The organism is Desulforapulum autotrophicum HRM2 (assembly GCF_000020365.1).
Lineage (GTDB): Bacteria > Desulfobacterota > Desulfobacteria > Desulfobacterales > Desulfobacteraceae > Desulforapulum > Desulforapulum autotrophicum.
The window spans coordinates 4,540,176-4,557,167 of record NC_012108.1 but is presented as its reverse complement, the minus strand read 5'-3'; the positions used below and the strand labels follow the sequence as shown (position 1 = coordinate 4,557,167).

Annotated in this window: 15 protein-coding genes; 8 read left to right on the top strand and 7 right to left on the bottom strand. The window is 51.9% G+C overall.

Annotated features, from left to right (window positions below; translation table 11 throughout):
* Positions 1-32: 32 nt before the first annotated feature.
* A complete protein-coding gene (locus HRM2_RS19970; protein WP_015905841.1) occupies positions 33-2,750 on the top strand; it encodes an SNF2-related protein in 2,718 nt (905 codons plus the stop codon).
* A gap of 197 nt (positions 2,751-2,947) precedes the next feature.
* Entirely contained in the window at positions 2,948-3,676 is a 729-nt protein-coding gene (locus HRM2_RS26400) for a cytochrome c3 family protein (protein WP_015905840.1), read from the top strand.
* Between the two features lie 75 nt (positions 3,677-3,751).
* Here the strand turns inward: HRM2_RS26400 and HRM2_RS19960 are convergent, their stop codons facing one another.
* The 3 genes from HRM2_RS19960 to HRM2_RS19950 all read right to left on the bottom strand — a co-directional run bounded on the left by HRM2_RS19960 (position 3,752) and on the right by HRM2_RS19950 (position 6,807).
* Positions 3,752-4,651 carry a CvfB family protein gene (locus HRM2_RS19960; RefSeq protein WP_015905839.1) on the bottom strand — a complete coding sequence of 300 codons (900 nt, stop codon included), beginning with the start codon at positions 4,649-4,651 and terminating at the stop codon, positions 3,752-3,754.
* 95 nt (positions 4,652-4,746) lie between these two features.
* On the bottom strand, positions 4,747-4,980 hold the full coding sequence (locus HRM2_RS19955) for a DUF3820 family protein (RefSeq protein ID WP_015905838.1): 234 nt from the start codon (positions 4,978-4,980) through the stop codon (positions 4,747-4,749).
* A 273-nt stretch (positions 4,981-5,253) separates the two neighbouring features.
* Positions 5,254-6,807: an IS1380-like element ISDau2 family transposase gene (locus tag HRM2_RS19950; protein ID WP_015904912.1), complete on the bottom strand. Its 1,554-nt coding sequence runs from the start codon at positions 6,805-6,807 to the stop codon at positions 5,254-5,256.
* Between the two features lie 123 nt (positions 6,808-6,930).
* Here HRM2_RS19950 and HRM2_RS19945 point away from each other — a divergent pair, with 123 nt between their 5' ends.
* Positions 6,931-8,478: a leucyl aminopeptidase gene (locus HRM2_RS19945; RefSeq protein ID WP_015905837.1), complete on the top strand. Its 1,548-nt coding sequence runs from the start codon at positions 6,931-6,933 to the stop codon at positions 8,476-8,478.
* A 172-nt stretch (positions 8,479-8,650) separates the two neighbouring features.
* On the opposite strand, the gene HRM2_RS19940 is transcribed toward HRM2_RS19945, so the two are convergent.
* Entirely contained in the window at positions 8,651-9,217 is a 567-nt protein-coding gene (locus HRM2_RS19940; RefSeq protein WP_015905836.1) for a manganese efflux pump MntP, read from the bottom strand.
* Positions 9,218-9,221: 4 nt separating this feature from the next.
* Entirely contained in the window at positions 9,222-9,971 is a 750-nt protein-coding gene (locus HRM2_RS19935; RefSeq protein WP_015905835.1) for a Druantia anti-phage system protein DruA, read from the bottom strand.
* A 130-nt stretch (positions 9,972-10,101) separates the two neighbouring features.
* On the opposite strand from HRM2_RS19935, the gene HRM2_RS19930 reads away from it, so the two are divergent.
* Together HRM2_RS19930 and HRM2_RS19925 are read left to right on the top strand one after the other, a co-directional pair.
* Positions 10,102-10,761: an ABC transporter ATP-binding protein gene (locus HRM2_RS19930; protein ID WP_187149288.1), complete on the top strand. Its 660-nt coding sequence runs from the start codon at positions 10,102-10,104 to the stop codon at positions 10,759-10,761.
* 12 nt (positions 10,762-10,773) lie between these two features.
* Complete coding sequence (locus HRM2_RS19925) at positions 10,774-11,544, top strand: ABC transporter permease (RefSeq protein ID WP_015905833.1); 771 nt, start codon at positions 10,774-10,776, stop codon at positions 11,542-11,544.
* Here HRM2_RS19925 and HRM2_RS19920 read toward each other — a convergent pair.
* Together HRM2_RS19920 and HRM2_RS19915 are read right to left on the bottom strand one after the other, a co-directional pair.
* A complete protein-coding gene (locus HRM2_RS19920; protein WP_083776663.1) occupies positions 11,537-12,262 on the bottom strand; it encodes an RluA family pseudouridine synthase in 726 nt (241 codons plus the stop codon). The genes HRM2_RS19925 and HRM2_RS19920 overlap by 8 nt on opposite strands.
* Before the next feature lie 67 nt (positions 12,263-12,329).
* Positions 12,330-13,553, bottom strand: coding sequence for an MFS transporter (locus tag HRM2_RS19915; RefSeq protein WP_015905831.1), 1,224 nt, complete (start codon positions 13,551-13,553; stop codon positions 12,330-12,332).
* Positions 13,554-13,774: 221 nt separating this feature from the next.
* Here HRM2_RS19915 and HRM2_RS19910 point away from each other — a divergent pair, with 221 nt between their 5' ends.
* The 3 genes from HRM2_RS19910 (at position 13,775) to HRM2_RS19900 (ending at position 16,986) form a co-directional block, all read left to right on the top strand.
* Positions 13,775-14,134 carry a response regulator gene (locus HRM2_RS19910; protein ID WP_015905830.1) on the top strand — a complete coding sequence of 120 codons (360 nt, stop codon included), beginning with the start codon at positions 13,775-13,777 and terminating at the stop codon, positions 14,132-14,134.
* Between the two features lie 105 nt (positions 14,135-14,239).
* Entirely contained in the window at positions 14,240-14,824 is a 585-nt protein-coding gene (locus HRM2_RS19905) for a TetR/AcrR family transcriptional regulator (protein ID WP_015905829.1), read from the top strand.
* A 35-nt stretch (positions 14,825-14,859) separates the two neighbouring features.
* On the top strand, positions 14,860-16,986 hold the full coding sequence (locus tag HRM2_RS19900; RefSeq protein ID WP_015905828.1) for a SulP family inorganic anion transporter: 2,127 nt from the start codon (positions 14,860-14,862) through the stop codon (positions 16,984-16,986).
* Positions 16,987-16,992 lie beyond the last annotated feature (6 nt).

Below are 16,992 nucleotides of genomic sequence, written 5' to 3'. Positions count from 1 at the left end.
CCTTTTTTAATCCCCTGGAAACCCTTATACCCATGATGCAATTGAAAAAAGGCCAGCGCTTTACCAGCGAAATGGAACCGGAACTGGGGCTTGGCGTCCTTGTTACCAGTGATTCAAGAACCCTGACTGTCAACTTTGCGGCAAGCAACTGTGTGCGCCGCTACACCACTGCTGCCGCCCCCTTAAGGCGGGTCCGGTTTGAGGTGGGAGATACCATTGTGTTTGGCGACAATCGTACCATGGTCATTGAAACCGTGGACAACAGGGACGGGCTCCTGGTGTATGGTGGCGCAGGAGAGTGCGTGCCCGAGCAGGACCTTGCCGATACCATGAGTCTGTCTGCCCCCAGGGACCGTTTGTGGGCCGGCATATTTGACCCGGCCGATACCTTTGATCTGCGGTTTGAGGCAAACCGCCTCAGGCACGCCCATGAAACCTCCCCGGCCATGGGGTTCATGGGCGGGCGGGTGGACCTGATCCCCCACCAGTTTTACATTGCCGGGGAGGTGTCAAACCGGTACCTTCCCCGGATCCTCCTTGCAGATGAGACCGGCCTTGGCAAGACCATCGAGGCCTGCCTTGTTCTCCACCGACTGCTCTTGAGCGAACGCATCTCCCGGGTATTGATCCTGGTGCCTGAATCCCTGGTTCACCAGTGGTTTATCGAACTCTACCGGCGGTTCAACCTTGTTTTCAGAATTTTTGACCCGGAGCTGTGCAGGGAGCTGGAACGGTCTGAGCCCGGGCAGAATCCTTTTTTCTCAGAGCAGCTCGTCATCTGTTGCCTTGATGGGATGGCAGCGGATGAAACGAGCCGCATTCAGCTTGTTCAGGCCGGGTGGGATATGGTCGTGGTGGATGAAGCCCACCACCTGGAAGAGGGGGGGGCCGCCTACAGCCTTGTTGAGGCCCTGGCCACGGCCCAGGCCGGGATGATGCTTTTGAGTGCCACTCCCGAGCAGCTGGGCCGGCGAAATCATTTTTCCCACCTGCGGCTGCTTGACCCGGATCGGTACACAAACTTTGACGATTATCTTGAGGAGAGCCGTCAGTACCGGCAGACGGCAGAGACCCTTGAAAACCTTGCAGATCCTGGGGAGGATTCCCAGGAGATAACGGCCCTGCTCGACAGCCACGGGCCGGGCCGGGCTGTGTTCAGGAACACCCGGGCTGTCATCAAAGGATTTCCGCAACGAAGTGGGGTGCTGTATCCTCTGGTTCCGAAAACCGATACAACCGTTGCCCTGGGCCGGTGTGACGCCCCTGTTGCCTCTTTGTCCATGGCAGATGACGACCCGGGTGTCTTTTTTGCTAAAATAGAGTGGCTGAAGGGACTGTTAAAATCCCTGAAACGGGAAAAAGTGCTTTTGATCTGCGCCACCTCTGAAAAGGCCGCCGCCATTGAGACAGCACTTGCCACCCTCATCACCATGAAGATCGCCAGGTTTACCCAGGACATGACCCTGGTTCAGCGGGACCGGAGCGCAGCATGGTTTGCAGAACCCCTGGGTGCTGAACTCATGATTTGTTCGGAGATTGGCAGTGAAGGACGAAATTTCCAGTTTGCCCATCACCTTGTGATGTTTGATCTTCCGGATAACCCCGAACTTGTGGAGCAGCGCATCGGACGGCTGGACCGCATCGGGCAGCATCACCCCATCGTGATCCATGTTCCCTATGCCCATGACAGCCGTCAGGCAGTCCTGGCAAGGTGGTACCGGGAGGGGACGGGGATCTTTGAAAACAACATCAGTGGCATCCACCAGATCCACAGGCAGTTTGCAGCCCGGCTTGCCGACCTGTCAGATCTTTGTGATCAGGCAGGCCAGGTCCCCTATGGTGCCCTGGACCAGCTCATTGCTGATACCCGCACCTTTGCCGCCGAGACCTCGAAACGGCTCAAATCCGGCAGGGACAAGCTTCTTGAACTCAATTCATTCAGGCCCCGAAAGGCTGAACAACTGGTCAAGACCATCTGTGAAACAGACCAGGACCAGTCCATTGATCTTTTCATGGCAAAAATATTTAAATTCTACGCCATCTCCCCGGAACCCATCATGGCGCGAACCTTTCGCCTGGAAGTTTTTAATTCCGCAGGGGTTCCGTTCCCGGGTTTCAAGGGTGACGGCATGATCGTGACCTTTGATAGAACGGTTGCCGTGACCCGGGATGATATTGTTTTTCTGACCTGGGATCATCCCATGGTGACCGGGGCCATGGAGCTGTTCCTTGGCAGTGACCATGGAAACGCAGCCATTGCTGAAGTCAATGGGACCGGCAAATTTGAGATTCTCCTGGAGTCTGTTTACACCCTTGAATGTGTTGCACCCAGAGCCCTTCACATGAACCGATTCCTTGCCCGAACCCCCATCCGGACCCTGGTGGACCACAATCTGACGAATTTGAGTCAGGATCGTTCCTGGGCGTTAACTGCTGCATCTCTTTCAACCCCTGCCCGGTCCTGGCTCGGGCAATTTCCTGAAATCAAGGAACAGCTGCTTCCAGAACTTCTGGCCGCCGGGCGAAGGTTTTCTGAACAGGCGGCAGCCCGGGTCATCTCCAGGGCAAAGGCCGCGGTTGAAAAGGTTGTGGGCGGCGAGGCAGCGAGGCTTGAACGACTCAAACGGATCAATCCGGCCATACGGGAGGATGAGATTCGCAGGGCAAAAGATGAGGCAACGACACTCGTGATTCACATTGATCAGGCAAGGTTGAGGCTGGATTCTTTAAGATTGATCAAGGTGAGTTAATGCCATCCTGGAAAACAGGTTGATTCTCTGGCGCTTTTTGTATAACGTTCGATCAGAAACGATACGGCTGGATAGGCTGATGATCAGGTTAAACGCTTTAAAAAAACAAGACATATGGGAAGTTTTATTCTGATTGGGGGCCATATCTGAACAGTGGCGAAAAAATTATTTATCATCTTTCACAACGGAGGTATCCAATGGGTAAAAAAATTGATGGGCAGGGTGTGATGTTGATCGTTAATATTGTTTTAATCCTTATGCTGAGTTATTGTTCGATTCCTGACAAACACAAGCTGCCCCAGGCTTCTGAACCCCATGGAACAGAGGCAGTGACCCAAGATGCCGCAGTTCATGACAACGCCCAGGAGGCAGTTGCTGAAGTCAAGGAAGCTGCTGAAGTCGAGGCACCGGTTGTTGAGGAAAAAGAACCGGTTGCTGAAGTGAAGGAACCGGTTGCCGAAGTTGAGGAAACAGTTGCCGAGGTTGAGGAACCGGCTGCAGAAGAAAAAGAACCGGCTGCCGAAGTCGAGGCACCAGCGGTTGCTCAAACGACATCTGGAATGCCCGATGTCATTGCCATGGAAAACGCCATCTATGCGGCACACAAAAAAGGGATTGTCCAGTTTACCCATCAAAAGCATGTGGCCGATTACAAGATCGGTTGCGGTGAATGTCACCACGGGGACGACGGTTCACCCCTGGCGGACATGAAAGCTGGGGACGATGCCGTTGGCTGCGCCGAATGCCATGCCGAGCCTGGCACAGCCCCGAAATCAAAGGATAAGAAGCTTTCAGATTCAGAAAAGCTTGAGTACCATGCCGAGGCCCTCCATGAAAACTGCATCACTTGCCATAAGGCTTACAACAAAGAGAACAATACCAAGGATGCCCCGGCAAGCTGTGCCAAATGTCATCCTAAAAAATAGCGTTTCGTTCACATGAAGGATACCCCCTGGGCCGGATGCCGACGTTGGCCCGGGGGTAGCTGTGCCATGGGTTTTTTAACTTCGTTTTTTTGTGGCCAACTCCCAGGGTGATGGTTCCGGGGGGGGATCAAGGGGTTTGTCTTCAGGGCCCACAAGGCTGATGCCCGTGTCTGTGATATTGATGGTTCTGTTTTTGTAAAGCCCGCCAATGGTTCGCTTGAACTCTTTCTTGCTCATGGCGAACCGCTTCTTGATGGCGTCGGGTGTGCTTTTATCGTTGATGGGGATGAACCCGTTCTCCTGTTCGAGCGCCTCAAGTATTTTGGCCGACGACTCTGTCACTGATCCATACCCGGGTTGTTTGAGAAGAAGGTCAATTTTGCCATCCTCCTTGATGTGGTGGATGTACCCGATGGTTTTATCGCCGACAGCGAGGTGTTCAAATGTTTCGTTGTGGAAGAGCATGCCTGTGTAGCGGTTGTTGATCAACGCCTGAATTCCCAGATCGCTCGTGTGGTAGACCAGAAGATCGACCGGATCTCCGGGTGCAAGGCCTTCAAGGTTGTGATCGATGAACCGGGATAGATTGGCCGTGGCATATACCCGGTTAGTGGCAGCGTCAAGGCAGGCCCTTACGACCACCTTGTCGCCGGGTTTTACCGGTTTCGGCATCTCTGACTTGGGCAGGAGCAGATCCTTTTCAAGCCCCCAGTCAAGAAAGGCACCAAATTCCTGTACATCCTTGACCGTGAGTCCTGCAAAATCCCCCACAACGGCCAGGGGGGTGAGGGTGGTGGCAACGGGCCGGTCTTCGGAGTCGGTGTATACAAACACCCGTATGGTGTCTCCGGGTGCAAGTCCTCCGGGTGCGTACTTGGCCGGAAGCAGGACTTCGTCCTCCTTGGGATTCAGGTAGAACCCGAAATCCACTTCCCGCTCAACAACCAGTTCATTGTAACTGCCTATGATTAACATGTTTTCTCCTTATGGGGTCAGGCGTTGCTTGTTGTCGTAAATTGGGGTCAGGCATTGTTTGCTGCTGTTTGTTTTCAGTCATTGGCCGGAAACGATTATTTTAAAGGTTCGAACAGGTACTCAAGCCCGTTGACCTTGATTTCATGGACCATCCTGAGCATGTTACCAAGCTCGCCCTGGGGAAATCCCTGCTGTGCAAACCATACCACATAGGGCTCGGGAAGGTCCACCAGGGGTATATCCTTGTAGCGGCCAAAGGGCATGGGGGTGCGGGCAATCTTGATGAGTACGGACAGGTCTGGAACAGATGGAGGAAGCTTGGTGGTCATGAATGGTTATCCTGGTTACCGGTGTTTAAAAGATATATATTAGATCAAATTTCAAGGTTTTTGGCAACAGATAAAAAAGGCCTAAATCCACCGCCTATTTTTTTTATACCCCTCCAAAAACGATTCGGGGAATTTTTTTTCGCGGCTGGAGCTTATTCCGGTGGGGGCTTGGTCTTTTTGTGGCCGTCCCTCTGATCTGGGCAAATTTTGGGTATAGATATCCCTTGGCGGACCGGAAAAATTAGATTTTTAGTGTGTACCTTTGTCATATAGTTATCCAGATGGTGCCCATGAACCGAAAAGCATTGCAATTTTTCTGCGCGCCTCAACCAAGAGATCGTAAGATGGGTGCCCTTTAGATAAACGCAAAAACAGAGTACGGGATCGTTTAACTACTCTCCCCGGGATATTGACAAGTGAAAACCTGATGGCCTTCATCCGTTTCGTCTTCATCGAAGGAGCCAACGCCAGATTTTTCATCATCACATTCAGGTTTAAGGCAATTATCATGATCCACCACCACGCAGCATTTGTACCAAAGTCAGATGATGGCATTTTTCCACCGGCCAGATCGTCTTTCATCACCGCATGAACCTCTTCACTCTTACCGCATCGTTCATGAAGCCAGTGGATCACATTCTCCCCGTTCATCTGTGTATATTTGATATTGGTAACGACACCAAATACCTTGTATCGGCTTTCATCCATTTCCATTGTCGGGAAGGGAAGCTTAAGCTGTTTATCATCATTCATACCGGGCAAAGGTTGTTGTTCAACCAGGCGCTGCCGTTTGGCAAGATACCTGTATACCGGAGCATCTTTGCTATAGCACAGTTCGTTGGGAACAAAGCACACTTCGGCCCACTCGCTACCGGTTTTTAACTGTAAACCTTTCTCCCTTTTATAGATCGGCTGCCATTGGGCATCTGGCACTTGAGCTACCGCTATTTTGAATGCCTTAGTCACATTACAGCCGATGGCAAATTCGATTCTACCAAATCGTTTATTTTCACCTTTTTCACAGTACCGTAAAAGATCGTGCTGGTAAGCAGCAGTATCTGAACGGAGCTTCACCTTTTCCACATTGCTCGGAAGACAGTCCAAGGCTTCCTTAAAAACCCTTAACTGTTCATAACCAGCGGGCACGTTACCGTCCCGGAATTCTGTGTGAAGAATAATTCCTTGCTCAAACCACCATGTGTTGAAAGGTTGGTAAGCCTTGAACCCTTTATAACAATAAGAAGCTGTCTCTTTCATGGTTTGAGCCAGGGTGGCATCCATGTCCAAGGTGGCCGTTGTCTCGACGCTTACTGTATTCAAGCCAGCGATCATATCTTTATTAATCTTTCCAAACCCCTTCAGGAAGTCATTAGCGGCGGGGATAAATGCTTTAACATCTGACTTCTTTCGGGCATCCTCCTGTTCAGCATCATGAAATTTGGACAAATACCTGAAGACAGCTGACGGGGACGGCACAGAACGTTTTTTTTCCTTCCGCCACCTACTCTCTATAGTTCGGCGAACCTTACGACTCAAACCATGCGTTTCTGATTTCCGCAATATTTGGCAGAACCCTTCATCCGCCTCCAGTATCTTTAAATCATCAACACAGTCTCCTCCGGCAAGATTGAGCAGCACCAAAGATAAAACCATCTGGGAATCAGTCCAGCCTTGCGAGTTCTTTCTTACCTTCAGATGTTTTTGGATGGATTTGGACAACCCGATTACTTTGGCCAAGTCGAGATAGACGGGCAGGCCAGCCAATGCGGTCATGCCGGTCTGAGTTTTTTCTTCTTCATACTTGAATGGAAGCACGCCTTGTGTCATAACTTGTTTCACCCCGTTGATGATAGTTTTTTGTTCGCACAAAGACTCTATCTGCTTGAACCATCAAGCGCAACGGGGTTTTTCTTTTTTTTAGGTGGTGGATTGGGGAAGGGAGGAAAGATCATGACAACGGCACAGTTTGCGGTGAATCTTAATATGGAAGGGCTTAAGGGGGATCTCCTGGTTTTTTGCGTAAACCAGGCAAAGGAACGAGGGAAGATCGTCTGCCACAACCTGGTGGATGCCCAGGTACGGGCAGCCTTTGACCTGGGAGATTTCTCAGGCAAGGAGGGGGAAACCCTTCTTCTTTACCCCTTCCATTCAACTGAATTAAGCGTTGCCGGTGCAGCACGGATACTGGTTCTGGGCGTGGGAGATTCTTCGGATCAAAAGGAGCCGGGTGGGGTCAGGGATCTTTTCCGGCGGGCAGGAGGGTGCATTGCCGGGCAGTGTGAATTGTTAAAGGTCGAAACCCTCATGGTGGCGCTTCCTGAAACGCCATTCCTGGATCCAGGCCAGACAGCTGAATGCCTGGTTGAGGGCATCTGCCTGGGCGATTATCGTTTTGTAAGGTACAAGCAGCCGGAAAGCAAGGAGCGTGAATACCTGGGATTGAAACAGGTTTTTCTTGTTTCCGGTAAAACCGATCCGGCCGTGGAAAAGGGTATGGACCTTGGCCGCAGGGCGGCACTGGCTGCCTGCGAGGCAAGAAACATGGCCAATGAACCGGCCAACATCTGGACTGCCAGCGCCTTTGCAGCGTTTGCCCAGACCCTTGCAAAGGCCCATTCCCTGGGGTGCCGCATCCTTGAAAAGAGCGATATGGAACGCCTTGGCATGGGTGGCATTCTTGCCGTGAACCAGGGATCGGGTGAACCGCCCAAGCTGGTCGTGCTGGAGTATCTGCCTGAAAATCGGTCAGAGACCCTCCTGCTGGTGGGCAAGGGGGTTACCTTTGATTCCGGTGGCATCAGTCTCAAACCGGCCCCTGGTATGGAAAAGATGAAGTACGACATGTGCGGCGGGGCTGCCGTTCTGTGTGCCATGCAGGCCGTGGCCGAAGAGCGTCCCCATGTGGGGGTGGTTGCCATTGTGCCTGCAACGGACAACCTGTCAGGCGGCCTGGCAGTGAAACCCGGGGACGTTATCCGACATTTTAACGGGAAAACCGCTGAGATTGTCAACACGGACGCAGAGGGAAGAATGATCCTGGCCGATGCCCTTGCCTGGGGAATTAACGAGTACAACCCCTGCTGCGTTGTGGACCTTGCCACCCTGACCGGTGCCGTTGTCATGGGACTGGGTCACCACTATTCAGGAATCATGGGCAACAACGATGCCCTTGCCCGTTGCCTTGAAGACGCCGGTGAAAAGGCAGGGGAACCCCTGTGGCGCCTACCCCTTGGCAAGGCCTATGCAAAGCAGATTGAATCCAAGGTGGCGGATATCAAGAACATTGGCGGGAAATCAGCTGGTGCAATCACGGCCGCCGCCTATCTTGAAAATTTTGTGGGTGACACGCCCTGGGTACACATGGATATTGCCGGCACGGCCTGGGATTTCACTGAAAAAACCTACATCCCCAAGGATGGGCCGTCCGGGATTGGGGTTCGTACCCTTGTGTCTTTGATCCGCAACTGGCAACCGGGCACCATTGTGTCTTCCCGGTGATTAAACTAGTGCCTGATCGAAAACTCGTGTTTGGATGGCTCGAAGAGGAGCTATGCTCACAAAGTTGCCCATCTGCAAGGCGCAAAAAATTCTGAAACCGGAGTATACTGCTGTACATGAGGTTTCAGAATTTTGCAGCAACGCCGCAGATGGGTGAGTTTTTGTTCAAACACTAAAATACATTGTGTTCGTGGAGGATCTTAACACCAATGAGGATTAAGATGCCCCCGCCCATGAGTTCTGCCTGCTTACCGACTTTTCTGGACGAAAGCATGCGGTTGCCCAGCAACAGTCCGATCCAGGTGAACACCAGGGCCACCACGCCGATGACGACCACGGGCAGAATAATGGAGACCTTTAACGCTGCAAGGCTGAACCCAACGGCAAGGGCGTCCATGCTCGTGGCAAGGGAAAGAAGAATGAGCCTTGCTCCCCGGGTGGGGTCTTTTTGCGGAGTGTCGGAGCTGGTATCAAAGGATTCCCGAATCATGTTGGCACCAATCCAACAGAGGAGGATAAAGGCAGCCCAGTGGTCGTAGGCTTCAATGTACGAAACTACGGCCTTGCCGGAAAGCCATCCGATCACGGGCATGAGGGCCTGGAACAGCCCGAAATGCCAGGATAACCTGAAGATCCGGCGGCCGGTCAATTCCCTGAGCTGAAAGCCTGCGGCAACGGCAACAGCAAAGGCGTCCATGGCAAGGGCAACGGCCAGGAGGAGGATGGTCGAAAAATTCATTTGTTCAGGATCTTTTCATGTCTATGGACTCTGTATCCATGGGGTCTGCATCCAGGTGATCCGTGCAGAGAATGGCCCGGAAATTTTTGGTTAATGGCTTGACGTAAATTTTTTTCGGGGTGGTCCGGTCTGTTTTGCTGATACCGGCAAGGCCCTTGTCCGTGGTCATTCCCAGGCATTCCCAGTTGGAGGCCTGGTAACAGATTCCTTCATACAGTACAGGATCGACAAAAGCTTCGATCAGAGCCGGGGTATAGCCCCAACGGGTCTTCCAGTTGTGGCCGACGTTTCGAGTGATTTTGCCCAGGACATGGCTGGCCAGGTACCTGACCTCCACCCATGGAAAAATTAAAAATCGGGAGTTATTGACAACCCATGCCATATTTTTCAGAGACTGCCCTGGTGTCCATCCAATCCAGCTGTCCCTTGCCGCCATTGAGTGTGCTGCCCCGGAAATGAGTATGCATCCCAGTATGTTCTGCTCACTTTGGATGAAATAACGTATGGAACGGCCCAGGGGTTTCTGGTAACCCAGGTAATGATATCGTTCCACATACTCATTCCACAATTGTGTGCTCTGGTTGTCTGCCACGATTTCAAGATCCACCTCACTCAGATCCTTCAGTTTGCAGTTAAGGATAGGTTGAGGGGCTGTGCGTGGCGTAATAGAAATTTTCTCCTGAATTTGTTTTGTGTCTTCAGGAGCCACAGGATTGCCATTGTAAATCAAGTCTGGATCTTTTTTTTCGCTCATAGTATTTCTCCCCTACCTGACTTTTAAACTATTCAACTTTGATGATCCATGTAAACAGCCAATCCCCAAAGTTGAGTCAAACTATTACCTCCTATGTTACCAAAAGGGAAAAAAAGAGTATATGTTTTTTATGGGAGAAAGATCATGGCAATCACCAATGGTGAAGATGGACAACATCCATCTTGCCTTTGACGGCAAACCGTTGTTCAGTAATTTTTTTCTGACCATTGGGCCCGGGGAAAAGGTGATTCTCAACGCGCCTTCAGGACGGGGAAAATCCAGCCTTGTCAAAATGATGATGGGCTTTGTACGACCGGACATAGGAGAGATCTTCATCGATTCCCAGCGGTTAACCCCGGGTACCCGGATCGAGTGTCGCTCCAAAATCAGCTATGTGAGTCAGGATGTGGATTTAAGGGATGAGGGGGTCGGTACCCTGATTGAAGAAATCTTTGCCTACCGGGTCAACAAAAATTCCCTTTATACCCCCACGGCCCTGTTGCAGGCCATGGACCGGTTTGATCTTGACCCGAAGATGCTCAAAAAACAGGTGGGTGAACTGTCCGGTGGTGAACGCCAGCGACTGGGATTCATCATCTGCCTGTTGCTCGACCGGAAGATCTGGGTCCTTGACGAGGTGACATCCGCCCTGGATGAGACCCTTAAGCGCAAGGTGGTTGAGGCGGTTGCAGCGGCAGCAAGTACCGTTGTCATCATCTCCCACGATAATATCTGGGCGTGCCAGGACACCTGGAAATCCATGCAGATGCCCAGGCACATCGCTTTTTAAGGAGTCGTTATTATGGAAGGAGGAACTGTTACCTACGGGACCCTGTTGTACCTTGTTGCCCTGCTCGTGCCCATCATGGTGGTCAACCGCCGGCTCAGGATTTTCATCAACAAAAGGCTTGCCTGGGCTGTTGTCAGGATGGTGGCCCAACTCACCCTTGTGGGTGTTTTTCTTGAGTTTGTCTTTGGGTTGAACAACCCGTTTGTCAATCTTTTGTATGTCTGCGCCATGATTGTGGTTGCCGCCTTTTCAGGAGTCAAGGGCTGTGACATGAAAGGCGGCAAGCCTTTCATGCCCATATTGATAGCCTTTGCCGTTCCCAGCCTGTCCATGCTCCTCTTTTTCAACGGGTTTGTGGCGGATCTTTCCCATCTCCTGGATGCCCGACACACCATTCCCATTGCCGGTATGCTCCTTGGCAACAGTCTGAGCAGTATCATCATCGGAGTCAACACCTTTTACAAGGGGGTCAGGACCAGCCAGAAAGAGTATCTCTACGCCTTGAGCCTTTCAAATTCCAGGACAGAGGCCCTGCTGCCCTATTTCAGACGAGGGCTTTTTGCCGTTGCCAATCCCATGGTCGCCGGCATGGAAACCATCGGGCTTGTGGCGTTGCCCGGCATGATGACCGGTCAGATCCTGGGTGGAGCACTGCCCATGACGGCCATCAAGTATCAGATTGCCATCATGCTTGCTATTTTCGTGGTGCAGTACCTTGCCGTGATTCTGGCCATCGGGCTCACCTCCCTGGCAGCATTTGACGAGTATGACTGCCTTATTTAGGACGATCCTGGTCAAGGAGGGCCGTCATCTGCCGGGGAATCTGTCTGGAGGTGATGATTACGGGAACCGTGTCCAGGATGAATTCAATTTTAAATGAGTGGAGACCCAACCGGTCGTAGGCGTGGTTTTCTCTAAGGAACTCCACAGACCGTTTTGACCCGTACCGGGTGTCCCCGGTGACCGGATGCCCGGCAAGTTTTGCATGGCGGCGGATCTGGTGTTTGCGCCCCGTGACAAGTTCGATTTCCAGAAGGGTGTAGTGGGGGCTCTGGTCCATGATGCGGTATCGGGTTTCAGATCTCACCCGTTTGCCCTTTCCCCTGGGGTCGGTTCTGCCGCCGGCTTGTTTGGACAGGGGGGTGTCCCAGACTTGAAATGGATCACAGGGCGGGTCAAAGTTGCCGTGGACCAGGGCAATGTAGTGTTTTTGGACGGCTCCCTGCTGGAACAGGTTTGACAGATAACGCAACCTGTCCGGGTCTGTGGCCACAAGGATCAGGCCGCTGGTCTCCTGGTCCAGCCGGTGAACCGGGTGGATCTGAAATCCTTCTTGTGCGCCTAAAGCCACCATTAAGTCTTCATCGGCGCGTATCTGCCGTTCCAGGACGCAGAGCAAATCACTGCCCGGATGGTTGTGGACGCTCATGCCCGACGGCTTTTCAGCACAGAGCCACCCGTTGCCTGTTCGTACTATTTCAACGCTGTTTGTTGTTTCCATGGGGGTTATCTTCTGCCTTGTCTGTGCATATATATGGTTTGAAAGATTAATAAAGGCCATGTATGGGTCATGCCGGTTCCCTTGCCATGAAAAGGTAAAAGGCGGTTCCGCCAACGACCATAACACCGGCCCCAAAGGGAAAAACCACGGCAAGCTCTGCATGGTCCATGGCAAGGCCTGCAGCCATGGAGCCTGTCATCATGCCGAGGCTGTGGGCCATGGTGATCAGCGAGATCACTGATCCCATGGCTTTTTTTGAGTTTCCCTTGATCACGGCCATGGCCATGATGGACGGCATGGAGATTCCGCCGCCAATGCCAAAAAGTGAAACAGCCCCGGCAAGTCCGGTATAGGTGGTTGCCGAGTTGACCATCACCATGGCAACGGCGCACAGGACGCCGCCAACGATGACCATTCTTTGGGTGTTGAACCGGTCTGCAAGGTATCCCATGGGGATCTGGAAAATTCCGCTGATCAAGACCCCGAGCATTACAAGTACCCCGGTGAGGGTGTCCGAGATGTTGAATCTTGATTGGGCAAAGATGGGCAGAAAGCTCCAGATGATGCCGATACAGGCCGTGTAAGCGAATCGATAGGAGAAAAGTCCCAACAGTCCGGGGTCGGTTACCATGGATCGCCACGAGGGAAGGGCTGACGCCCTGGGCCGGATCTGTTCGTCACCGGCCTTGGGCAGCAACACCAGGGTGAGGCAAAGACCTGTTGCAGACAGAATGCCAAGGCAGGCAAAAGCCGCATCCATGGAGACAAGATCCGATATCACGCCCCCCATGAGGGGGCCCAGGCTCAGGCTTGCAAACATGGACATGCTGAACAATCCCATTGCATAGCCTTCACGGCCGGGCGGGGTGATTTCTCCCACATAGGCCTGGACAACGGGCATGATCATGGCTGAGGCAATTCCCTGGATGAACCTGAAGAAGATCAGGCTTGCCACCGTGTGGCTCTGGATAAAGGCAATGGAGACAAGCACGTAACCAAAGAGGCCTGCAACGATGAATGGTTTTCTGCCGATCCTGTCCGAGGCCCTGCCGAACCAGGGAAGAAAAAGCGTCCTTGACAGGGCAAAGGCACCGAAGATCATACCGATATAGACGCCCTTTGCGCCAAGGTCATTGGCGTAGACCGGCAGCAGAGGCACCACAATGCCTACTCCTGTCACCGTGATGAAAATGGTGAAAAAAAGGGTCAGAAAGACCTTTTTATCTGGACTGGGGATCAGGGAAAAGTTGGGATTCTTTTCCTTTAGCAGGTTTATCCATTCTAATATCATGGCCCGGTCATACCTATTTTTGGGCTGATTTGCAACATGTCCTTTCCTTGCCTGGAACGACGTCTGGTGCGTTAGGCCTGATATTCCGACCGGTGAGGATGTTTTTTTCCGGCCCATGGGGCCCGGGATACTCAAAGGATTTGAAAATTGTTTCAGCAGGTGATAAAGGTCAAATCAAGTTTGTTTAAAAAAAACAAGTCAAAAAAGGAGGGGGAGAGCCCATGGGCAGGATCACAGTTCTTCTGGTGGACGATGAAAGGGAGTTTGTGGATACGCTTGCCGAGCGCATCACCATGCGAAGCTTTGATACCCTTGTGGCCTACAGCGGTGAGCAGGCCCTTTCCATGATCGAATCCACCCCTCCCCGGGTGATGGTGCTGGATCTTAAAATGCCGGGCATGGGCGGGGTTGATGTCCTCGAACGGGTCAAGGCCGAACACACTGACATCAGCGTCATTATCCTTACCGGCCATGGTGACGAACGGGATCAGACCCTGGTCATGGATATGGGGGCGTCGGGTTATTTCCAGAAACCCGTGGACCTTGACGTCCTGGTGGCAAAAATTATGTCCCTGAAATAGCCGTATCCGTTTTTTGTTGACCCGGTCATTTTTTATTGATAATAAAACTGACTGACTAATCAGTAGTCTGGTTAGGGGGCAATCAAAACTGTAAACGGAGAAAAGATGTCCAAAAAAAATGATATCCTCAGGTCTGCAATCACCCTTTTTGCCGACAGGGGATTTCAAGATGCCTCCATGACCGAGGTGGCCCGGATGGGCGGCGTTTCCGGTGCCACGGTATTCTATCATTTCAAAAGCAAGGAAACGTTGTTCCTGACGGCGCTGGAGACTGTCAAGGACGGCATTATCGAGGAGTTTGACGCCTACCTGGACCAGCATGAGTTTGCGTCGGGCATTGATCTTGTGGAGGGGATCATCTCTTTTTATCTCTACCTTGCAGGATCCATGGAGGAGTGGTTCCTTTTACTCCACAGCCATTACCCCTACAAGCTCGCCCTGGTGAACAAGGAGTGCCGAAGCCATCTTGAAAAAATATACAACAGCCTTGTGGATATTTTTGAACGGGCCGTTGCCCTCGGCCGAAAGGATGGATCCATCCTGGCCGATGATACCCGGAAAACAGCCCTGGTGATTTTTTCCATGGTAGACGGAGTGGTCCGGTTTAAGATTTATAACCTTTACGATACCGGGGCACTTTATATGGATCTTATCAATTCATGCAGAAAAATTTTAAAATACAAAACATGATTTTTTAAACCCCTAACCCAAATTCAGGTGATTAAATGCTGACGAAACTATTACCGTTCATTACATGGTTCAAGGGATATAACCTTGACAAGTTCAGGATTGATTTTCTGGCGGGACTGACTGTGGCACTGGTGCTTATTCCCCAGTCCATGGCCTATGCCCAGTTGGCCGGAATGCCATCCTATTTTGGGCTTTACGCCTCTTTTTTGCCCCCCATGATCGCGGCTCTGTTTGGATCAAGCCGGCAGCTTGCCACGGGCCCTGTGGCGGTTGTCTCCCTGATGACTGCGGCAAGCCTTGAACCCCTTGCAACGGCTGGGAGTGAAGGCTTTATTGCCTATGCCATTGTCCTTGCCCTTATGGTCGGCGTGTTCCAGCTTTCCCTTGGGATACTGCGCCTTGGGCTTGTGGTGAATTTTTTGTCCCACCCCGTTGTCAACGGTTTTACCAATGCCGCTGCCATCATCATTGCCTCGTCCCAGCTTTCCAAGATGTTCGGTGTGTATGTGGACAAGTCAGAACACCACTATGAAACCATCATCAACGTGTGCAAGGCTGCTGTTCATTACACCCACTGGCCGACCCTTTTCATGGGGGCCCTTGCATTTGCCATCATGTATGGGCTCAAAAAGATGCTTCCCAAGATTCCCAATGTGCTTGTGGCCGTTGCTGTGACCATCGTGATCGCCTGGGCCATGGGATTTGAGCACAATGAAAATGTTGATATCTCAGCCTTTGATTCGCCGGATGTCCGCGCCGATATCGAGGCGTTCAACAAAACCGTTGCAGAAATTCCCGTTCTTGCTGAAGAGCGGGCCGCTGGCTCCAATGCCGTTGACGAGGCCAAAAAAGAGAAAGACACCATCAAGGTGCTGGATGCGGTCCATGATTTCAATGTAACGGCCGTAAAACTTGAACGACTCAACCACATGTCCCACCTCCAGAGAGAAGCCCTGAGGAATCTTCTGTTTTCCGGCGTTGTCCAGAACAACGGATCGCTTAAACTTTTTCTCAAGCAGGATCTGCCTGAAAATGTTAAAACCGACGGCAGAACCTGGCGCCTCAAGGTGAGTAACCGACTGCTTGACACGACCAGTATTCTGGTAACGGGCGGTGGTGCCGTGGTCGGCACCGTTCCCAGGGGGCTTCCCTCCCTTTCCATACCCAAACTTGACATCAAGGTCATGCTTAAACTCCTGCCCTTTGCCGCCATTATCTCGCTTCTGGGATTCATGGAAGCCATCTCCATTGCCAAGGCCATGGCCGCAAAGACGGGCCAGCGCCTTGATCCCAACCAGGAACTCATCGGCCAGGGGCTTGCCAACATTCTCGGTGCCATTGGCAAGAGTTACCCTACTTCAGGCTCTTTTTCCCGGTCGGCGGTCAACCTTCAGGCCGGTGCAGTTACCGGGCTCTCCAGTGTTTTCACAAGTCTTGCCGTGGTGGTGGTCCTGCTGTTTTTCACCCCGCTTCTTTACAACCTTCCCCAGAGTGTGCTTGCCGCCGTTATCATGATGGCTGTTATCGGTCTTGTCAATGTATCGGGTTTTATCCATGCATGGCGGGCCCAGTGGTATGACGGTGCCATTTCGATCATCACTTTTCTGTGCACCCTTGCCTTTGCGCCCCATCTTGACAAAGGTATCATGGTGGGTGTAGCTTTGTCACTGATGGTCTTTCTTTACAAGAGCATGCGGCCCAAGGTCCCTTCTCTGTCCCGGTTTGACGACAATGCCCTTCGTTGCTCCGTAACCTATGGCCTTAGGGAATGCAGTCGTATTGACCTTGTCCGGTTTGAGGGTCCTTTGTTCTTTGCCAATGCAAGTTATCTTGAGGACCAGATAAACGACCGGATGGCTCGAAAAAAAGAGTTAAAGGATATCATCATCGTTTCAAACGGCATCAACGACATTGACGCATCGGGTGAGGAACTTCTGTCGCTGTTGATCGATAATGTCAGGAGCGCCGGTGTTGATATCTCATTTTCCGGGGTCAATGAATCTGTGTCAAAGGTTTTTGAACGTACCCATCTCATTGAAAAGATCGGAAGGGATCACATCTATCCAACCATGGAACAGGCGATCTGCAAGGTCCATGAACATGCCCATGAGAGTAGCCAGGAGCAGAATTGCCCACTTTCAACCACCTGCAAGCTTGCATAAAATATC